Source organism: Limnohabitans sp. Hippo3 (assembly GCF_003063665.1).
Classification (GTDB): Bacteria; Pseudomonadota; Gammaproteobacteria; order Burkholderiales; family Burkholderiaceae_C; genus Limnohabitans_A.
Map to the genome: position 1 here is coordinate 20,016 of NZ_NESF01000011.1, position 19,221 is coordinate 39,236.

The window sequence follows — 19,221 nt, forward strand, 5'->3', positions numbered from 1 at the left end:
ATTTTAGGGTCTCGCCCGGACACCCGGTCCGGGCTGGCGGCTCACCGGGCGATCCGCCCCACAACCCCCTGCACCAGGTAGTTCATGTTCAAAATTTGGGGATCGCTCAGAGTCTGTCCTGCGGGCAACACCAACTTGCCCTCGTTGTCAGAGATCGGACCGGCAAAAGCTTGCAGCTTGCCTGCGCCCACGGCTTTTTGTTTGGCCAGAATTTCGTCTTGCACAGGCTTGGGCACCTTGGGGCCAAAATCACCCACGCGGATCATGCCCTCCTTCACGCCGCCCCACAGGCTGCCCGATTTCCACTGACCGGCCAATGCCGCCTTGACGCGGGCCGTGTAGTAATCGCCCCACTGGTGGGTGACCGCGATGATCTGGGCATCGGGGCCGATCTTGCGCATGTCGGAGTGGTAGGCCACAGCCATCTTGCCGCGCTCTTGCGCAGCCGCCATCACCGCCGTGGAGCCGGTGTGGAAGGCGATCACGTCCACATCCTGGTTGAACAAGGCCATGGCCGCTTCGCGCTCTTTCGGTGGATCAAACCAGGCGTTGAGCCAGACCACCTTCACCGTGGCTTTGGGGTTGACCGAGCGCATGCCCAGCGTGAAGGCGTTGATGCCTTGCAGCACTTCGGGAATCGGGAAACCCGCCACATAACCAGCCACATTCGATTGCGTCATGCGACCCGCCGCGATGCCCGCCAGATAGCGACCTTCGTAATAGCGGGCATTCGAGGCCGCCACGTTGGACGCGGTCTTGAAGCCAGTCACGGACTCGAACTTCACATTCGGAAACTCTTTGGCCACCTTGAGCGTGGGCTCCATGTAGCCAAAACTGGGGGTGAAGATGATTTGGTGGCCCTGCTGGGCCAGGTCGCGGATCACGCGCTCGGCATCCGCACCCTCGGCCACATCGGCCACAAAGGTGGTCTTGACCTGATCGCCCAAAGCCCGCTCAACGGCCTTGCGGCCCTCGTCGTGCTGACGCGTCCAGCCCGCTTCGGTGATCGGCGAAACGTAGACAAAACCGGCCTTGATGGGCTCGGTGGATTGGGCGGGGGTTTGAGCCTGAACGGCGGGAAGAAAAAAGCAGGCGGCCACGAGCGCGGCAGCGAGGTTTTTATACATGGTAGTCCTCTACATGGCCCCGGGGATGAAAAAACAAAGCCCGCCGGGGCAGCGGGCTTCGGGGTGAATTTTACCAAGAGCGGCAACGCCCTCAATCCTGCTCCGAAAACCCCTGAAAACACGCTTTCAATTCATGCATCCAACGGTGCTTGTCGGCCTCGGGGGCAAAGCTCGCTTCGATGCTGTTGGCGACCAGTTTATAGGCTTGCTGGGCGTTCAGGTGCAAGGCGGCAAAGGTCTGCAGGTAGTTGTCGTTCAGGTAACCACCAAAGTAGGCCGGGTCGTCCGAGTTGATCGTCACACACAGGCCCGCATCCAGCATCTGGCCCAGGTTGTGATCGGTCAGGTTTTTGAAGACGCACAGCTTGAGGTTGGACAGCGGGCAGACCGTGAGGGGCATGTGGTCGTCGGCCAGGCGCTTCATCAACGCCGCGTCGTGGATAGCCTGCACGCCGTGGTCGATGCGCTCGACCTGGAGCACGTCGAGTGCGCCCCAGATGTAGGCGGGCGGGCCTTCTTCGCCTGCGTGGGCCACGCAGTGCAAGCCCAGCTCGCGGGCGCGGGCAAACACACGCGCAAATTTTTCAGGCGGATGGCCCAACTCGCTGGAGTCAAGCCCCACGCCGATGAAGTGCTCACGCCAAGGCATGGCTTCCTCCAGGGTGGCCAGGGCCTCTTCTTCGGACAGGTGGCGCAAAAAGCACAGGATCAGATCGGCGCTGATGTTCAGCCGGGTTTGCGCATCGCGGCAGGCGCGGCTCAGGCCTTCGATGACCGCGCCCATGGCCACGCCACGCGCCGTGTGGGTCTGCGGGTCAAAAAACAATTCAGCCCGCACCACATGGTCGGCTGCAGCCTTCTCGAAATACGCCCAGGCCATGTCGTAAAAGTCCTGCTCGTGCAGCAGCACGCTGGCCCCGGCGTAATACAGGTCCAGAAAACTTTGCAGGTTGGTGAAGGCGTAGGCGCTGCGCAAGGCGGCCACATCGGCATAAGGCAACTGCACGCCGTTGCGCCGGGCCAGGGCAAAGATCAGCTCGGGCTCCAGCGAGCCTTCGATGTGGATATGCAGCTCGGCCTTGGGCATGACGCGCAGCAACTCGGGCAAGCGGGTGGGCGGTATGGCGTGGACTTTGAACATGGTCACTCCTCAAAAAATCGGGCGCGGATGGTGGCTTCATCCAATTGCGCGAAACAAGCGTTGTGCCGGTCGGTCAAAGGCCCATGACCCGGCATCACTTGGCCTGCAGGGCCATAGCCCACGGCCTTGAACTTCCATTGGCCATTCACCCATTTGAAGTGGCCCACATGCAGGCCCGACGGGTCATGCAGCGCGCAAACGCCTTCGCTCACGGGTTTCAAAAACTGGGTGGACATGGCTACACCAACTTCTCAACGCCGCGCGAAAAGCACACGGTCTTGTGGCTGAAAGCCTCGTGTTGCTCTTCCACTTTGTCCAGCTCGTACAGGTAATTGACCATGAGGCCGCCCGACTGTTGCAGCCCTTTTTTGGACAGATCGGCCGCCCAGTTGATCTGGTGGAGCGTCGCCCCATTGCTCAGGTGGAATTTGCCCACGGCGTCGCCCCGCGCCTCAGGGGTTTGGTACATCAGGTACAGGGCGCACAGGCGCATGAGGGTGGCCCGCTCGGCCTCCTCACTGCGCTCGGGGTGCCAGCCTGACTTGAGGCGTTCTGCCCAACTCAAGCCGCCGACCGCCAGGCTTTTCTGCGCTTCCTGCCACTTGCGCAGGTGCGTGGGGCTCAGGCGCTCTTCGGGCAGAGACGCACCCGCGTCCAGCCACTGGGTGAAGCCCGGAATGGGGGACAAGGTGCAAAAGGTCTTGAGCGAAGGCATTTCCTCGATCAACTTTTGCGCCACCTGCTTGATCAGGAAATTGCCCAGCGACACCCCTTTGAGGCCCGGCTGGCAATTGCTGATGGAGTAAAAAATCGCCGCCTTGAAGCTTTTGGCATCACCCACCGGGGCTTGTTTGTTGATGAGGCCTGCCACGTATTTGGCGATGCCCGGCACCAAGGCCACCTCGACAAAAATCAGCGGCTCGCCGGGCAGCTGGGGATGGAAAAAAGCGAAGCAACGGCGATCCGGCTGCAAGCGGCGGCGCAAGTCGTCCCAGCCGTCGATGGCGTGCACCGACTCATGCGCGATGATTTTTTCGAGCAATTGCGCAGGTGAGTTCCAGGTGATCTGGTGCAGTTCCAAAAAGCCCGGGTTGAACCAGGAGCTGAGCAAATGGTGCATGTCCGCGTCGGTGGCGCGAAAAGCCGGATGGTCCTTGAGGTAAGACAGCAGCGTCTGGCGCATTTTCAAAATCGTGCTCGTGCCCGCAGGTGCGCGGTTCACCCGGCGCAGCAGCTCCTGACGGGGTGGCTCCACCGTCTGGAACAAATGGATCAAGCTGGCCTCGTTGCGCTCGGTGTTGTAGCGGTTGGCCGCATCCACCACCAGGGACGGGTCAGGATTGAATTGGCTGGACAAGAAATGGAAAAAGTCGATCTGGCTGCGCTTGTCCAGATGTTCGTAATGGTCGATCAACTTGACCGCCATGCTTTGCGCATTGGCCTCACCCCGGGCGCTGAGCAATTTTTTGGCGCTCAGCCTGGCCGCATCAAGTTTCTTGTTTTGAATGAAACGTTCCAGCATGTGAGGCCCTTTGAGACGCGTTGGAGGACATCGGCGAGCTTGCACACGCCTTCAGCGCCAGCTTACACGCACAAGCCCAACGACACCCGCACACACATCAAGTTTTCTGGAAATCACCCCGCTCCATCCACCACGACACCGCAAACCCGGCGACCAGGCCCCAAAAAGCCGCGCCGATGTTGAACAACCCCATGTCAGCCACTGTGACCAACAGACTGACCAATGCCCCGAGTGAAAATTTGCCCGCACCAAACGAGGCCACAAAGGCCCCCTGCAACACGCGCAGCATGGCCAAGCCGCCCAGCACCATGATGAACTCCTTGGGCGCGGCCAGCATGAGACCTGTGAAAGTCGGTGCCATCAAGCCGAACAAGATCGCCAGCACACCCACCATCAGCGCCCCGGTGTAGTGACGCGATTTCTCGCCGGACGAGGTGAGCAAGCCATTGGTTGGCCCCGTGAGGCAGGTGCTGACCGCGCCAAACACCGCGCTCACAGCCGCGCCCAAGCCGCAGGCCACCGCGATCATGTTGACGGGCGGCTCGTGCCCGGCGTTTTTGAGCACAGCCACCCCCTGCCCGTTTTGCACCACCAGCACCGTGATGGCCAGGGGCACCACCAGCTCGAGCATCGCCGCCAAGGACCAGAACGGCGCCTGGATGACGGGCTGCGCCAAGGTCAATTGCCCCACAGCCGAAGAATCCAGGCGGCCCGACACCGCCACCGCCAAAGCCCCGACCAGCAAAGCGCCAATGACCGGCGGCAAGCGCTTGCCCCAGTCGGCGCGGGCCGACAGCAACAGAAACACGGCCACCATGGGGGCCGCAATCGCGACATCGCTGTGCAGCGCCCGCACGATGTCCAGACCAAACCGCAAAAACACCCCGGCCACCATGCCCATGACGATGGGCATGGGCAGCGCCGCCATGACGCGCTTGACCCAGCCGCTCAGGCCGAGCAACAAAATCAGCGCACTGGTCACATAAAAAGCGCCGATCACCTCGGCAAAACTCAGGTGCTGCAAGGCCGGCCCCACCAGCACGGTGCCCGGAATCGTCCAGCCAAACGCCAGCGGCGTGGTGTAGCGCCAGGTCATCCACAAGGTAACCAGACCGTTGACGAAAAACACGCCGAACACCCAGGACGCCAGCTCTTCGGGGGACAAGCCGCCGCGCGTGCCCACCGACAAAATGATGGCCACCGGACCGGTGGCGGCAAAGATGAAACCGATCAGCGCGTTGGCAGCGTAGGTGCTGCCAAAGTCCGAAAGCATTTGCGGCCAGGTCCTGGGCGCTGCGGCGGGGGATTCGAGGTGTTTGGACAAAGCGGGCCTTTGCGAAAGACGAAACGATGCCAGCGTATCAAACCTGCTGGGCTTGGCCGTCACCAAGGGGCCAGCGCCATGAAAAAAAGCCGCCTGACTTGCGTCAGGCGGCCTTCGGATTACAGGAGGATGGATTCCCGATCAAGTCGGGAACGACAGGCCCTAAGGGCGGCCCACCCCGTCAAACATGACAGGCCGGGGGAGTTCCTTCAAGTCGGGGACCCATCTTGCCCCGATCACTTGCCCGGAATCTTGCCTTCCACGCCCTTGACGTAGAACATCACGCCACCCAGGAACTTGTCGTCGGCCACCGCATCTTTGGCCAGCACTTCCTTGCCAGCCTGGTCCACGATCGGGCCTTTCCAGATGGCGAAGCTGCCGTCTTTCAGACCGGCCTTGATCTCATCGATCTTTTTCTTGGTGTCTTCAGGCACATCCGCGGCCACCCCGACCATGTCGATCGCGCCTTCTTTCACGCCCCACCAGCTTTGGCCAGTGCTCCACTTGCCTTCCAGGGCTTCACCCACGGCCTTGACGTAGTAAGGGCCCCAGTTGATCACGGCCGAACCCAGGTGGGCCTTGGGGCCGTAGGCGGTCATGTCGGAATCCCAGCCGAAGGCGCGCTTGCCCATTTTTTCGGCGGTCTGCAGCACAGCCGACGAGTCGGTGTTTTGCATCAGCACGTCCGCGCCGCCGTTGATCAGCGAAGTGGCGGCTTCGGTTTCCTTCGGTGGGTTGAACCACTCATTCACCCAGACCACCTTGGTCTTGATCTTGGGGTTGACCGACTGGGCACCCAGGGTGAAGCTGTTGATGTTGCGCACCACTTCAGGGATTGGGATGGAGGCGACCACACCCAGGGTGTTGGTCTTGGTCATCTTGCCCGCGATCACACCCGCCATGTAAGCGCCTTCGTAGGTGCGGCTGTCGTAGGTGCGCATGTTGTCGGCGGTCTTATAGCCGGTGGCGTGCTCGAACTTGATGTCCTTATGGTCAGCGGCCACCTTGAGCATGGGCTCCATGTAACCGAAGGTGGTGCCAAAAATCAGCTTGTTGCCTTGGGCAGCCATGTCACGGATCACGCGCTCGGCGTCAGCGCTTTCCGGCACTTTCTCCACGAAGCTGGTGACCACTTTGTCGCCGAAGGCTTTTTCGATTTCCTTGCGGCCGTTGTCGTGCGCAAAGGTCCAGCCGCCGTCGCCCACCGGGCCGACATAGGCAAACGCGATCTTCAGAGGCTCGGCCTTGGCCGCAGCGGGCGCCTCGGCCTTGGGGGCCTCTTCCTTCTTGCCACAGCCGACCAGTGCGGCGGCGGCCACAGCGGTCAGGGCCACCATCTTCACGATGGTGCGCTTGGAGATGTCTGTCATGTCAGTTCCTTTTTTGTTGAACAGGGTTACAGGGGTTGGAAAAAACTCATTATGAACCGGGATAAAACGGCTTGCCCAGGGAAGCGGGCATGTTCACGCGGATCCAGGTCGGGTTGCGCGAAATCAGGGCCAGCACCACGATGGTGGCGATGTAGGGCAGCGCCGTGAGCAACTGGCTGGGCACCTGAACGCCCACACCCTGCAAATGGAACTGCAGCATGGTCACACCGCCAAACAGGTAAGCACCGAGCAAGACCCGTGCCGGACGCCAGGTGGCAAAGGTGGTCAGCGCCAGCGCAATCCAGCCCTTGCCCGCCACCATGCCCTCGACCCACAGCGGGGTATAGATCACCGAGATGTAAGCCCCAGCCAGACCGCACAAAGCGCCCCCGGCCACCACGGCCGCCAGGCGGATACGACGCACCGGGTAGCCCAATGCGTGCGCCGATGCGGGCGATTCACCCACGGCGCGCAGCACCAAACCGGTGCGGCTGCGGTACAAAAACCAGATCAGGGCCAGCACCAGCAGCATGGCCAGGTACACCAGCGGATGCTGTTTGAACAAGGCGGGGCCCAGCAAGGGGATATCGGACAGGCCGGGAATCTCGAACTGTGGCCGCTCGGGCAACTTTTCTTTCACATAGCCAATGCCCACAAAAGCTGAAAAACCCACGCCAAACAGGCTCAGCGCCAGCCCCGTGGCGTACTGGTTGGTGTTCAGCCAAATCACCAGCACCCCAAAAATAGCGGCCAGCAACGCCCCGGCGCCCATGCCCGCCGCAAAGCCCAGCCAGTCGTTGCCGGTGTGCACCACGGCGGCAAAGCCCGCGATGGCCGCACACAGCATCATGCCCTCGGCCCCCAGGTTCACCACCCCGGCTTTTTCGTTGATCAGCAAACCCAAAGCGGCAATGGCCAGCACCGTCCCCGCGTTCAGGGTCGCGGCGATCAGCAATGCATACGACTCCATCACACACTCCCCATTTTCTTGGCCACCCAGCGCAGGCGGTAAGCCACCAGCGTGTCACACGCCAGCAGGCAAAACAACAACAAACCCTGGAACACGCCCGTGATCGACTTGGGCAGGCCCAGGCGCGATTGCGCGAGTTCGCCGCCAATGTAGAACATGCTCATCAGCACCGCCGACAACACCATGCCCGCCGGGTGCAAGCGCCCGACAAAGGCCACGATGATCGCGGCAAAGCCGTAGCCCGCAGGCACATAAGGCGTCAGCTGCCCGATGGGCCCAGCCACCTCCAAAGCGCCCGCCAAACCCGCTGCGCCGCCCGAGACCAAGAGCGCCACCCACAGCGCCTTGCGCGAAGAAAAGCCTGCGTAGCGCGCCGCATCAGGGGCCAAACCGCCCACTTGCTGGGCAAAGCCCGCCCGCGTGCGGAACAAAAACACCCACAGCAAGCCTGCGCCCACCAGCGCCAATAGCAAGCCCACGCTCATACGCGAGCCCGTCATCAAACGCGGGATCTGCGTGACCGCCTCGAAAGTTTTGGACTGCGGGAAATTGAATCCAGCTGGGTCTTTCCAAGGGCCATAAACCAGGTAACTCAGCACCATGTCGGCCACGTACACCAGCATCAGGCTGACCAGAATCTCACTGGCGTTGAAGCGGTCGCGCAGCAGCGCCGTGATGCCCGCCCACAGCATGCCACCCAGCACACCCGCCAAGAGCACGGCCAACACGATCCAGCGGCCCGTGTCCTTGTCCGCCAGCAGCGCCACGCCCGCCGCACACACGGCACCGATGACAAACTGCCCTTCGGCCCCGATGTTCCAGACGTTGGAACGGAAACACACCGACAAGCCCAAGGCGATCACCAGAAGCGGTGTGGCCTTGACCATCAACTCACCCAGGGCGTAGCCGGTTTTGACGGGCTCCCAGAAAAACATTTGCAATCCGCGCACCGGATCTTTGCCCAGCGCCATGAACAGCGCCACACCCAACAGCACCGTGAGCACCAGCGCCAGCAGGGGCGAGGCATAAGTCCACAGGCGCGAAGCCTGGGGACGGGGTTCAAGCCGCAGCATGTTGGGCTCCTTGTTGGGCGGCTGCAGTCGGGGTGGCGTCGGGCCACAAGCCGCTCATCCACTCGCCAATGCGCTCTACCGTGGCCTCGGTCCGCGCCACCGATGGCGACAAGCGCCCCTTGGCGATCACATGCAATCGGTCAGACAATTCGAACAATTCTTCCAGCTCCTCACTCACCACCAGCACCGCACAACCCGCGTCGCGCAGCGCCAAAATCTCGGCGCGGATCTGCGCCGCCGCGCCCACGTCCACGCCCCAGGTGGGTTGCGACACGATCAGCAGCTTCGGGGCTGCGCTGATTTCGCGCCCCACAATGAACTTTTGCAAATTGCCGCCCGACAGCGACTGCGCTGCGGCATCCGGCCCGGAGGCCTTGACTTTGAAGCGGTCGATGATGCTGCGCGCTTGGTCGGCCAATGCCCCCATGCGCACCCAGCCGCCCGTACCCACGGCCTCGCTGCGCGTGAGCAGCAGGTTTTGCGACAGGCTCAGCGACGGCACAGCGCCCCGGCCCAGGCGCTCTTCGGGCACAGAGTGCAGGCCCATTTGCCTGCGTGGCACCGGCCCCAAAGCCGCAACCGGCTGACCGGCCAAACTCACGCTGGCCGCGCCACACTGCACGCCTGCCCGGGTGTCTTCACCCGACAAAGCCCACATCAACTCTTTCTGGCCATTGCCCGACACCCCGGCCAAACCCACTACCTCGCCCGCACGCACCTGCAGGCTGATGCTGTCCAGGTCCACGCCAAACGGGTCTTGCCGTGTGAGGCTCAGGCCCTTGACCGACAACACCACCTCGCCCGGCGAACGCGCCACATGCTGCAAAGTCGGGGGCTCGGCACCGATCATCAAGCGGCTGAGCGAGGCGTTGGACTCTTCACGCGGGTCGCACACGCCCGTGAGCTTGCCGCCGCGCAGCACCGTGCAGGCGCTGCACAGCGCCCGAATTTCGTGCAACTTGTGCGAGATGTACAAAATGCTCACGCCCTGGCTGACCAGCTTGTGCAGCACCACAAACAACTTTTCAACCGCCTGCGGCGTCAGCACCGAAGTGGGCTCGTCCAAAATCAAGAGCTTGGGCTCGGTCAACAAGGCGCGGATGATCTCGACGCGCTGCATCTCGCCCACGCTCAAGGTGTGCACCGGGCGCTCGGGCTCCAGGTCCAGGCCGTATTCGCTGGCCTTGGCCACAATGCGCTCGGTCACCTCGGCCAGGCTGAGCAATTTGTCCAGCCCCAGCCAGACGTTTTCGGCCACGGTCAGCGTGTCAAACAGGCTGAAGTGCTGGAACACCATGCTGATGCCCAGCTTGCGCGCTTCCTGCGGGTTACGGATCTGCACGGGCTGGCCGTTGAACACCACCTGGCCCTCATCGGGCTTGACCGAGCCATAAATGATTTTCATCAGGGTGGACTTGCCCGCGCCGTTTTCGCCCAGCACGGCATGGGCCTGGCCGGGCATCACGGTCAGCGACACGTCCTGGTTGGCCACCACGCCCGGGTAGCGCTTGGTGATGCCTTGCAACGACAAAAGGGGTGTGGTCATGTCAAATGAGAATTCTGAGGATGAGGCAATTGGGATGCACTGATTTTCACCTGCTCCCGCAGCCACTTGGCGGCGGCCGAGCTGTGGCTGCGTTCATGCCAAAGCTGGTAGTACACCATCTTGGGAAACGGCACGGGGCAAGGCAGCAAGGCCAAACCGCTGTGCGATTCAGCGCCTTGTAAAAACCGCTGGCAATACTGGCGGCCCGTGGTGAGCACAAGCAAACTCGATGCCACCATGCGCGGCATCAGACCGAAGTGGGCACAACGCGCGGCGATGTGGCGCGACAGGTGCAGGCGGTCCAGGTGTTCATCGATCACGCCTCGCCAGCCGGGATAGGCCGGGGTGGGCGCAATGTGTTCACAAGCGAGCCAATCGTCTGGCGTCCAGCCACGGCGCACGGCAGGGTGCTTGCTGCTGACCAGGCACACCACCTCGTCCTCAAACAGCTCGGCGCGATGCAGCTCTTCGCTGGGCTGGGCCCAGTTGCCAATCACCACGTCGATCAGGCCCTGACCCAGGTCATGCGCGTATTGCGCCTGGGCCGACAGGGCATGCACCTCGACCCGGCAGCCCGGGGCCAGCGACTTGATCCGGGCCATGACGAACGGCAGGAACAAAGGGTCCAGCGTGTCGCTGGCCGCGATGCGGAAAGTCTCGCGGGCCTCAGACGGGTCAAACGGCCGGGCAGGAGAGAACAGGCTTTCGGCCGATTGCAAAATCTGCGTGACCGGCCCCAGCATCTTCAAGCCCACATCGGTGGGCACCATGCCGGTGCCCGAGCGCACCAAAATCGGGTCGCCCGTCAACTCGCGCAGGCGTTTGAGCGCCACCGACACGGCCGGTTGCTGCTGGCCCAGCCGCATGGCGGTTTTGGAGACACTGCGTTCGGTGAGCAAGGTGTGAAGGGTGCGAATGAGTTGAAGGTCGATCTTGTCGAAAAGATGCGGCTGCTTCATATCCATTTTCAGATAAGCGTTATGGCGATTTACCCATGGGTAAACATCGGGTTTGCCCTAGGATCATCCGATCCTCAAGGACACATGGGCCATGTCAAAAACGCTTGTCTCCCCTCTTAAATCGGCGCCGCTGCCATCGAGCCCCTTGCGGTTCTGGCATCGCGGTCAAATGATGAATCCGGGCAATGTACCACCAGACCGCACCCTGCTGGACCTGCTGCGCGAAGACCTGCGCCTGACCGCCACCAAGGAAGGCTGCGCCGCAGGCGACTGCGGGGCCTGCACGGTGGTCGTGGCCGAAGCGGTGAACGGACGCTTGCAATACCGCGCTGTCAATAGCTGCATCAAGCCGGCGCACGCCATCGACGGCCAAGCCCTGTGGACCGCCGCCGATCTGGCCCAGAGCGATGGCACGCTGCACCCGGTGCAACAAGCCATGGTCGCGTGCCACGGCTCGCAATGCGGTTTTTGCACGCCAGGCTTTGTGATGAGCCTGTTCGCGCTTTACCAGCGCACGGTGGCCCAAGGCCAGACCGTGGACAGCCACCGCGCACACGAAGCCTTGTCGGGCAACCTGTGCCGCTGCACCGGCTACCGGCCCATCATGCAAGCCGCTTGCAGCTTGGAAGCCGATGCCGCGCAAGCTGTGGATGAAAAACCCATCGTGGCGGCGTTGCAAAAACTGGCGGCCACCGAAAAAACCGGCGGCAACTACCTGCGCCCGAACACCCTGAGCGCTTTGCTGCAAGCCCGCGCCCAGCACCCGCAAGCACAGCTGATCGCCGGGGCCACCGACGCCGGGCTGTGGATCACGCAGGGCCTGCGCCGCCTGCCGCAGATCATCGACCTGACGCGCGTGGCCGAGCTGCGCCGGGTGGAGCGTTACCCACACCACATCGCCATCGGCGCCGCCGTGAATTTGCAAGACGCTTTTGAGGCGCTGGCCGCCGACCGGCCGGTGATCGCGCCCTTTGGCGAGCGCTTCGCGGGCTGGCCGGTGCGGCAGTCGGGCACGCTGGGCGGCAACGTGGCCAATGGCTCGCCGATTGGCGACAGCATGCCGCTGTTGATTGCGCTGGGCGCGCAGGTGGTGCTCATGGCTTGGCGAAAAGGCCGCGCTGTGCACCGCCATGTGCCGCTGGACCGGTTCTACACCGGCTACCGCCAAAGCCTGCTGGCCCCCGACGAGGTGCTGGCCTGGGTAGTGGTGCCGCGTCCTGCCCCCGGCGAATGGCTGGGCGCTTATAAGGTGTCCAAACGGCAGGAGGACGACATCTCGGCCGTGTGCCTGGCAGTGGAACTGCATGTGGAGGGTGGGCGCATCACGGCCGCCCGCATCGGTGCAGGCGGTGTGGCCGCCACGCCCGCACGCGCCGTGAAGACCGAGGCCGCGCTGATCGGCCAGCCTTGGAACGAAGCCACTTTGGCGGTGGCTCAACAAGCCATCCAGCAAGAGTTCGCGCCACTCAGCGATTTGCGTGCCAGTGCCGACTACCGCCGCCGGATTCTGGGGCAACTGCTGCGCCGAGCCTGGCTGGAGAGCACCGGGCAAGCCACGGTTCGTTTGGAGGACCTCGCATGAACACGAATGCCCCAACCGCCAGCACCCACCGCTTCCACGAAAGCGCCACCGCGCAGGTGCAAGGCCGCGCCAGCTACATCGACGACCTGCCACTGGTCGAAGGCACGCTGCACGCCGCCCCACTGATGAGCCCCTTGGCCAACGCAAAACTGATCGCCATGGACCTGGAGGCGGTGCTGGCCGCGCCCGGTGTGGTGGGCACGGTCACCGCACAAGACATTCCGGGTGACCCACTGCTGGCCACCTTTGTGCACGACGAGCCCATTTTTGCCGGGCCGCAGCTCATGCATGTGGGCCAGGTCATGGGCCTGGTGGTGGGTGACAGCCACACCCGGGCGCGCCAAGCCGCCCGCCAGGTGCGGCTGCAAACCACCCAACAGCCGCCCCTGCTGCACGCCCGCGAGGCCCAACAAGCGGGCAGCTTTGTGCTGCCCCCCATCACGGTGCAGCGCGGCGATGCCGCGAAGGCCTTGGCACAAGCGCCGCACCGCCTGCAAGGCACTTTGGAGATCGGCGGGCAAGAACACTTTTATCTGGAAAGCCAGATCGCTTACGCCATTCCGCAAGACAACGGCCACTGGCTGATCCACAGCGGCACCCAACACCCCGGCGAGGTGCAGCACTGGGTGGCGCACGCGCTGCACATCCCGCTGTCACAGGTGCGCGTGGTGTGCCGGCGCATGGGTGGCGGCTTCGGCGGCAAAGAAACACAGGCCGGTCATTTGGCCGTGTGGGCGGCGCTCGCCGCGCACAAATTCGGTCGGCCGGTCAAGATGCGACTGGACCGGGGCGACGACATCCTGATCACCGGCAAGCGCCACCCCTTCAGCCACGACTGGGAAGTGGGCTTTGATGCGAGGGGCCGCGTGCTGGGTTTGGATTCGATGCAACTGGTCCATTGCGGCCACAGCGCCGACCTGAGCGGCCCGGTGGCCGACCGCGCGATCTTCCACACCGACAACGCTTACTTTTTGAGCGACCTGCACATCACCTCGCACCGCTGCAAAACCCACACCCAAAGCCACACCGCGTTCCGCGGTTTTGGCGGGCCGCAGGGCGTGCTGCTGATCGAAACCGTCATGGGTGACATCGCCCGCCACCTCGGCGTGGACGCGCTCGATGTGCGACTGGCCAACCTGTACGGTGTGGCGGATGGTGAGAACAAGCGCGACACCACACCTTACGGCATGAAGGTCGAAGACAACATCCTGCACCCGCTGATGACGCAGCTGGCCGAGCGCTGCGACTACCGTGCGCGGCGACAAAGTATCACCGACTGGAATGCCCAGCACAGCGTGATCAAAAAAGGCCTGGCGCTCACACCGGTCAAGTTCGGCATCAGCTTCACCGCCACGCAGTTCAACCAGGCCGGGGCGGTGGTGTCGGTCTACACCGACGGCAGTGTGCGCGTGAACCATGGCGGCACCGAAATGGGCCAGGGCCTGCACACCAAGGTGTGCGGCTTGGTGGCCCGTGTGCTGGGCTTGCCCGCCGCCCAGGTGCAAGCCAGCGCCAGCGACACCGACCAAGTGGCCAACGCCAGCGCCACGGCAGCGTCCAGCGGCACCGACCTCAATGGCCGCGCCGCCGAAAACGCTGCGCTGCAGGTGCGCCACAACATCGCCTCCTGCATTGCCAAGGCCGATGGTTGCATTGCCGAGGCCGTGCGCTTTGAAGGCGGCCAGGTCATCACACCGGTGCGCCAGCGCAGCTTCACCGAGGCTGTGCAATACGCCTACGGCCAGCGCGTGCAGCTGTGGAGCGACGGCTTTTACGCCACACCCAAAATCCACTACGACCGCAGCACCCTGACCGGCAGACCCTTCTATTACTTCGCCTATGGCGCAGCCTGCAGCGAAGTGGCCATCGACACCCTAACGGGCGAATACCGCGTGCTGCGCACCGACATCCTGCACGACGTGGGCCATTCGCTGCACCCCGAGATCGACATCGGCCAAATTGAAGGCGGCTTCGCCCAAGGCCTGGGCTGGCTCACCACGGAAGAGCTGGTCTGGAACGCCAAGGGCGAGCTGCTCACCAAGGGCGCGAGCACCTACAAAATCCCCACGGCCGCCGACATGCCCGCGCAACTGAACATCGACCTCTGGCACGAAGCCAACCGCGAAGACAATGTGGGCGGCAGCAAAGCCGTGGGCGAGCCGCCCTTCATGCTGGCCATCAGCGTGTTCGAAGCCCTGCGCGACGCCATCGGTGCCACCCGTGCGGGCCGCACGCCCATCCATCTGGACACCCCCGCCACGCCCGAGCGCGTGCTGCGCGCTATCCTTGCCCCATGACGCTTTCTGCTGTTTCCCATCTGCAAGGCTGGCGCGCAGGCCTGTTGTGGTTTCCCGACCCGCAAAGCCCCAAGGCCCGCCACGAAACCGACGGCTTGCTGGTCACCGCACGCGAGTCCGACGGCGTCGTGCGCATCCAGGCCATTGGCCCCTACCGCGAGCTGGCCCCGCAGTACCCCGACCTGCCTGTGACCCACTGGCCCGGCCTGTGCATCGCGCCGGGCTTTGTGGACCTGCACATCCACTACCCACAAACCGATGTGATCGGCTCGCCCGCCGACGGCTTGCTGCCCTGGCTGGAGCACTACACCTTTCCGCACGAAATGCAGTTTTCAGACCCGGCCTATGCGCACGAAGTGACCGCATTTTTCATGGACGAGCTGATGCGCCACGGCGTGACCACGGCCCTGTGCTTTGCCACCGCGCACCCCGAGTCGGTCAACGTGTTCATGGCCGAGGCGCAAAAGCGCCGCTTGCGCATGGTCACCGGCAAGGTGCTGCAAGACCGGCACAGCCCCGACGGCCTGCGCGACACCGACACCGCCTTGAGCCTGCGCCAAACCGAAGAGTTGATTGGTCGCTGGCACGGCGTGGACCGCCTGGGCTACGCCATCACGCCGCGCTTTGCGCCCACCAGCACATCTGAGCAGCTGCACGGTGCGGGCGAGATCGCGCAGCAATTCCCCGATGTGTGGATCCAGTCGCATGTAGCCGAGAACGTGGATGAAATCCGATGGGTGAAAGAACTGTTCCCCGAAGCGCGCAGTTATCTGGATGTGTACGACCGCGCAGGCCTGCTGCGCCAACGCTCGGTGTACGCGCATTGCATCTACCTCGATGAAGCCGACCGCAGCCGCATGACCGAAGTGGGTGCAACCGCCGCCGTCAGCCCCACCAGCAACCTGTTTTTGGGCAGCGGCTTTTTTGACTACACCGCCTCGGACGCGGCCGGCTTGCGCTATGGCCTGGCCAGCGATGTGGGCGGCGGCACAAGCTTCAGCCCCTTCCACACCATGCACGCAGCCTACACCGTGGCCCGGCAAAGCGTGGGGCAGCCGGGCATCAGCCTCGCGCCCGAACACCTGTGGTGGCAACACACCGCAGGCGCTGCCGCCGCGCTGGACCTGGGCGGTAAGGTGGGCAACCTGCTGCCCGGCTGCGAAGCCGACTTCGTGGTGCTCAACACGAAAGCCACGCCCCTGCTGGCCCGCCGCACCGCGCAAACAGAAACCCTGGCCGAATGGCTGTTCGCCATGATCGTGCTGGGCGATGAGCGGCTGATTGCACACACGGTGGTCCAGGGCCAGACAGTCACCATCGACCTACAAAAACCAAAGCAGAGCTCAACGACAATAGGGTATGAGCGAAGGCAACGAACACCCCATCATTGATCCCAACCAAGCCCAGCGCGAGTCCGTGCGCAGGGGCATCGCACAATTCCAGGCGCGGCTGCAGGCTGCAGGCCACGACTTCCGCGAACCACCACCCGAGCCCACTTCATGCTGCGGGCGCGGCTGCAATGGCTGTGTATGGGAGAGTTACGACGACGCCCTGATGTTTTGGTACGAAGACGCCGCAGCCTTGCTCCATTGAATCCGCGCCAATGTGAACCTCACCTGTACAGCTTGCGCGCATTCACAAACGCCAAGAACCCGCTGGGCACGGCGCGTTAAAACAGGCCCATCTGCCCGACCGCGGACGGCGGCCTGAAGCCTTCTACGTTCCATTCGTGCCGCTGGCGGTTCAGGCCCAAGCGCCTGCAGGCCTTGTCAAAGCGCTGGGCGATCAGGTCGGCCCAGATGCCCTGACCGCTGCGGCGCGTGGCAAAGCTGGCGTCGTAGTCCTTGCCTCCGCGCAGGTCGTGCATGCGGGCCATCACACGTGCAGCGCGGTCCGGGTAATGCAGGTCCAGCCATTGCCGAAACAGCGGTGCCAGCTCCCACGGCAGGCGCAGCACCACATAAAAAGCGCTGGTGGCTCCGGCGTCGCGGGCCGCTTCGAGCACCTGCTCCATGTCGTCGTTGATGAACGGGATTTGTGGCGACACGCTCACGCCCACCGGGATGCCCGCATCGGCCAGCGTGCGGACGGTGCGCAAGCGCCGCCAAGGGGCGGCGGCGCGCGGCTCCATGCGTCGCGCCAGCTCTGCGTCGAGCGTGGTCACGCTCACATACACACCCGCCTGCCTGCGCGCGGCCATGGGTGCGAGCAGGTCGATGTCGCGTTCGATGCCGCTGCCCTTGGTGACCACGGCCATGGGGTGGTGGCAGTCGTGCAAAACCTGCAGCACCTCGCGGGTCAGGCGCAATTCGCGGTCCAGGGGTTGGTAGGCGTCGGTCACAGTACCCAATGCCATCATGCCGGGGGTGTATCGCGGGCTGGTCAGTTCTTGCACCAGCCGGTCGGCCAAGCCCCGCTTGGCGATCAAACGGGTCTCGAAGTCCAGTCCGGGCGACAAGCCCAGATAGCTGTGCGAGGGGCGGGCATAGCAGTAGCTGCAACCGTGCTCGCAGCCGCGATAAGGGTTGAGCGAGCGGTCAAAGCCGATATCGGGCGAGGTGTTGCGGCTGATGGCGCTTTTGGCGTCTTCCCAAGTCCAGGTGGTGGCGATGCGCGTGGCCTCCTCGGGGTCGACCGTCCAGCCGTCGTCAAACGGCTCGCGGGCATCGCACTCGAAGCGGTGCGCCAGGCGCGTGGCGCTACCGCGGCCTTTGATCTGGCTGATCGGGATGGCGATCGGTGGTTTCTGCATAACTGTTCATTTATACAGTATTTGCATGCCAGCGCCCTTCTGCAACCCGGATGTTGGCCCTCCTCCCTTCGCATGAGGACTGGCAGGAACCCGCCATCGGCCTTGCGAATGAAACCATCTTTCTCGGGGGCCAGCGTTAGCGCCCGGAGTCAAAAACGGTCATGGCATGACTCAGGCCTTTGCCATCACGGTCTGAATTTCCTGCGCAGCTGCAGGTCGCACCAGCCGCCCCACTTTCTGACCATCCCGCAAGACCACCAGGGTGGGCCAGAGCTTGACGCGGTAATGGCGACCCAACGCACGGCCCGGGCCGTCTTCCACTTTCAGATGCTGCCACTGCGGCCGATCGGCCAGCGCCTGCGCGATCAGGGGCTGGGCAGCGCGGCAGTGGCCGCACCATTCGGTGCCAAATTCCAGGAGCGTGAGGCCGGGCAGCGCCTGCACCTCGGCCAAGCTAGGCGCTTCGATGGCGCTCAAGTAGGGTTTGAAAGTGCTCATGGCTTGACCTCGGTGGTGCTGGGTGTGGGGTTGTGGGTGGTGCTGAACAAACGGGACACGGTGCCCCGCAGCCACAACAGACAGGGGTCTTTGTCAAAGCGGGCGCTCCAGTGCATGGACACGGTGAAATCGCGCAAGGGCAACTCGGGCTCGATCAGGGCCAGCGCCCCCGCCTCGGCAAAGCCTTGCGCAAAATTGCGGGGCATCAACACCGCCAGATCGCTGCTGCGCACAATGCCGGGCAGCGACAAAAAGTGGCTCACCGTCAGGCGCAGGCGGTGCTGCCAATGCATCCGCTCCAGGATGCGCAAGGTGTCTGAATGGGTACGCACAGCGGCAAACTCCAGCTCGGCCAGAAGTGCGAGCGTTTCCTCGGACTGCGGGCTGCCGATTTTCTGGAGTTGGGCCCAACGCTTGGCCACTGGGTGACCTTGGCGCATCAGCACCACATAGCGGTCACTCAACAAGGCTTGTTGCAAGGTGTCGCTCACCTCGGGCAAGAAACCGATGGCCAGATCCAGCTGCCCATTGTCCAGGGCGGGGGCAATTTTTTCGTGTGGCAGAGGCATGGTTTCGAGCTGCATGCCCGGCGCGTGGTGCTGCAGCGCCAACACCAGCTCGGGCAGAAAACGCGCCTCGCCAATGTCGCTCAAGTGCACACGCAGCACGCGGACCGAGCGCTGCGGGTCAAACACCTGCGAGGCATTGAGCGCATCCTCGATCGTACCCAGTGCCAACTGCACCGCCTGCGCCAGCCGGTCGGCACGCGGCGTGGGCCGCACACCCGCGCCGCTGCGCTCGAACAAGGCGTCGCCCAACACCGCCCGCAAACGCGCCAGCCCCTGGCTGGCCGCGGGCTGCGACATGCCCAATTGCTGCGCGGCCAGGCTCACGCTGCGCGTGCGCCACACCGCGTCGAACAAACGCAAGAGGTTCAGGTCCAGGTCTTTGATATTCATTTAAAGCATACCGTTTATTCTGAATATTTTATGTACTTATACGTAAGATGGTCTGCGCAGGTCTGCAGAAGCCCACCCCGTGGGCGAAGGTTTTCAAGGGC

17 protein-coding genes are annotated in these 19,221 nt (G+C 63.5%); 4 read left to right on the top strand and 13 right to left on the bottom strand.

Annotated elements, in window-relative coordinates; all coding sequences use genetic code 11:
- Positions 1 to 41: 41 nt before the first annotated feature.
- The 10 genes from B9Z34_RS11680 to B9Z34_RS11725 form a co-directional block, all read right to left on the bottom strand.
- Positions 42 to 1,127, bottom strand: coding sequence for a BMP family ABC transporter substrate-binding protein (locus B9Z34_RS11680; protein WP_108428300.1), 1,086 nt, complete (start codon positions 1,125 to 1,127; stop codon positions 42 to 44).
- Between the two features lie 91 nt (positions 1,128 to 1,218).
- Entirely contained in the window at positions 1,219 to 2,268 is a 1,050-nt protein-coding gene (locus B9Z34_RS11685) for an adenosine deaminase (RefSeq protein ID WP_108428301.1), read from the bottom strand.
- Positions 2,269 to 2,270: 2 nt separating this feature from the next.
- On the bottom strand, positions 2,271 to 2,504 hold the full coding sequence (locus B9Z34_RS11690; RefSeq protein WP_108428302.1) for a hypothetical protein: 234 nt from the start codon (positions 2,502 to 2,504) through the stop codon (positions 2,271 to 2,273).
- A 2-nt stretch (positions 2,505 to 2,506) separates the two neighbouring features.
- Positions 2,507 to 3,790: a malonyl-CoA decarboxylase gene (locus B9Z34_RS11695; protein ID WP_108428303.1), complete on the bottom strand. Its 1,284-nt coding sequence runs from the start codon at positions 3,788 to 3,790 to the stop codon at positions 2,507 to 2,509.
- 97 nt (positions 3,791 to 3,887) lie between these two features.
- Positions 3,888 to 5,114, bottom strand: a complete 1,227-nt coding sequence (locus tag B9Z34_RS11700; RefSeq protein WP_199220119.1) for a benzoate/H(+) symporter BenE family transporter — start codon at positions 5,112 to 5,114, stop codon at positions 3,888 to 3,890.
- A gap of 236 nt (positions 5,115 to 5,350) precedes the next feature.
- Complete coding sequence (locus tag B9Z34_RS11705) at positions 5,351 to 6,484, bottom strand: BMP family ABC transporter substrate-binding protein (protein WP_108428304.1); 1,134 nt, start codon at positions 6,482 to 6,484, stop codon at positions 5,351 to 5,353.
- A gap of 49 nt (positions 6,485 to 6,533) precedes the next feature.
- Positions 6,534 to 7,454, bottom strand: coding sequence for an ABC transporter permease (locus B9Z34_RS11710; protein WP_108428305.1), 921 nt, complete (start codon positions 7,452 to 7,454; stop codon positions 6,534 to 6,536).
- A complete protein-coding gene (locus tag B9Z34_RS11715; RefSeq protein ID WP_108428306.1) occupies positions 7,454 to 8,527 on the bottom strand; it encodes an ABC transporter permease in 1,074 nt (357 codons plus the stop codon). Before B9Z34_RS11715 ends, B9Z34_RS11710 begins: the two co-directional genes overlap by 1 nt.
- Positions 8,514 to 10,073, bottom strand: coding sequence for an ABC transporter ATP-binding protein (locus B9Z34_RS11720; protein WP_108428307.1), 1,560 nt, complete (start codon positions 10,071 to 10,073; stop codon positions 8,514 to 8,516). Before B9Z34_RS11720 ends, B9Z34_RS11715 begins: the two co-directional genes overlap by 14 nt.
- Complete coding sequence (locus tag B9Z34_RS11725; RefSeq protein ID WP_108428371.1) at positions 10,070 to 11,032, bottom strand: LysR family transcriptional regulator; 963 nt, start codon at positions 11,030 to 11,032, stop codon at positions 10,070 to 10,072. Before B9Z34_RS11725 ends, B9Z34_RS11720 begins: the two co-directional genes overlap by 4 nt.
- A gap of 172 nt (positions 11,033 to 11,204) precedes the next feature.
- Between B9Z34_RS11725 and xdhA the strand changes: the two genes are divergently transcribed.
- From xdhA to B9Z34_RS11745, 4 genes are read left to right on the top strand one after another with little or no spacing between them, the layout of a single operon-like run.
- On the top strand, positions 11,205 to 12,614 hold the full coding sequence (xdhA, locus tag B9Z34_RS11730; protein ID WP_233249571.1) for a xanthine dehydrogenase small subunit: 1,410 nt from the start codon (positions 11,205 to 11,207) through the stop codon (positions 12,612 to 12,614).
- The gene (xdhB, locus tag B9Z34_RS11735) at positions 12,611 to 14,911 is read left to right on the top strand and encodes a xanthine dehydrogenase molybdopterin binding subunit (protein WP_108428309.1); all 2,301 of its coding nucleotides are present in this window, start codon (positions 12,611 to 12,613) and stop codon (positions 14,909 to 14,911) included. Before xdhA ends, xdhB begins: the two co-directional genes overlap by 4 nt.
- Positions 14,908 to 16,302: a guanine deaminase gene (gene guaD, locus B9Z34_RS11740; RefSeq protein WP_233249574.1), complete on the top strand. Its 1,395-nt coding sequence runs from the start codon at positions 14,908 to 14,910 to the stop codon at positions 16,300 to 16,302. The genes xdhB and guaD overlap by 4 nt, the downstream gene beginning before the upstream one ends.
- Entirely contained in the window at positions 16,271 to 16,504 is a 234-nt protein-coding gene (locus B9Z34_RS11745) for an oxidoreductase-like domain-containing protein (RefSeq protein ID WP_108428310.1), read from the top strand. Before guaD ends, B9Z34_RS11745 begins: the two co-directional genes overlap by 32 nt.
- Before the next feature lie 76 nt (positions 16,505 to 16,580).
- On the opposite strand, the gene B9Z34_RS11750 is transcribed toward B9Z34_RS11745, so the two are convergent.
- The 3 genes from B9Z34_RS11750 to B9Z34_RS11760 all read right to left on the bottom strand — a co-directional run bounded on the left by B9Z34_RS11750 (position 16,581) and on the right by B9Z34_RS11760 (position 19,120).
- Positions 16,581 to 17,663: a PA0069 family radical SAM protein gene (locus B9Z34_RS11750; RefSeq protein WP_108428311.1), complete on the bottom strand. Its 1,083-nt coding sequence runs from the start codon at positions 17,661 to 17,663 to the stop codon at positions 16,581 to 16,583.
- 171 nt (positions 17,664 to 17,834) lie between these two features.
- Positions 17,835 to 18,161, bottom strand: coding sequence for a thioredoxin family protein (locus B9Z34_RS11755; protein WP_108428312.1), 327 nt, complete (start codon positions 18,159 to 18,161; stop codon positions 17,835 to 17,837).
- Positions 18,158 to 19,120 (bottom strand): LysR family transcriptional regulator, encoded by a 963-nt coding sequence (locus tag B9Z34_RS11760; protein WP_108428313.1) that lies wholly within the window; start codon positions 19,118 to 19,120, stop codon positions 18,158 to 18,160. Before B9Z34_RS11760 ends, B9Z34_RS11755 begins: the two co-directional genes overlap by 4 nt.
- Between the last annotated feature and the right edge of the window lie 101 nt (positions 19,121 to 19,221).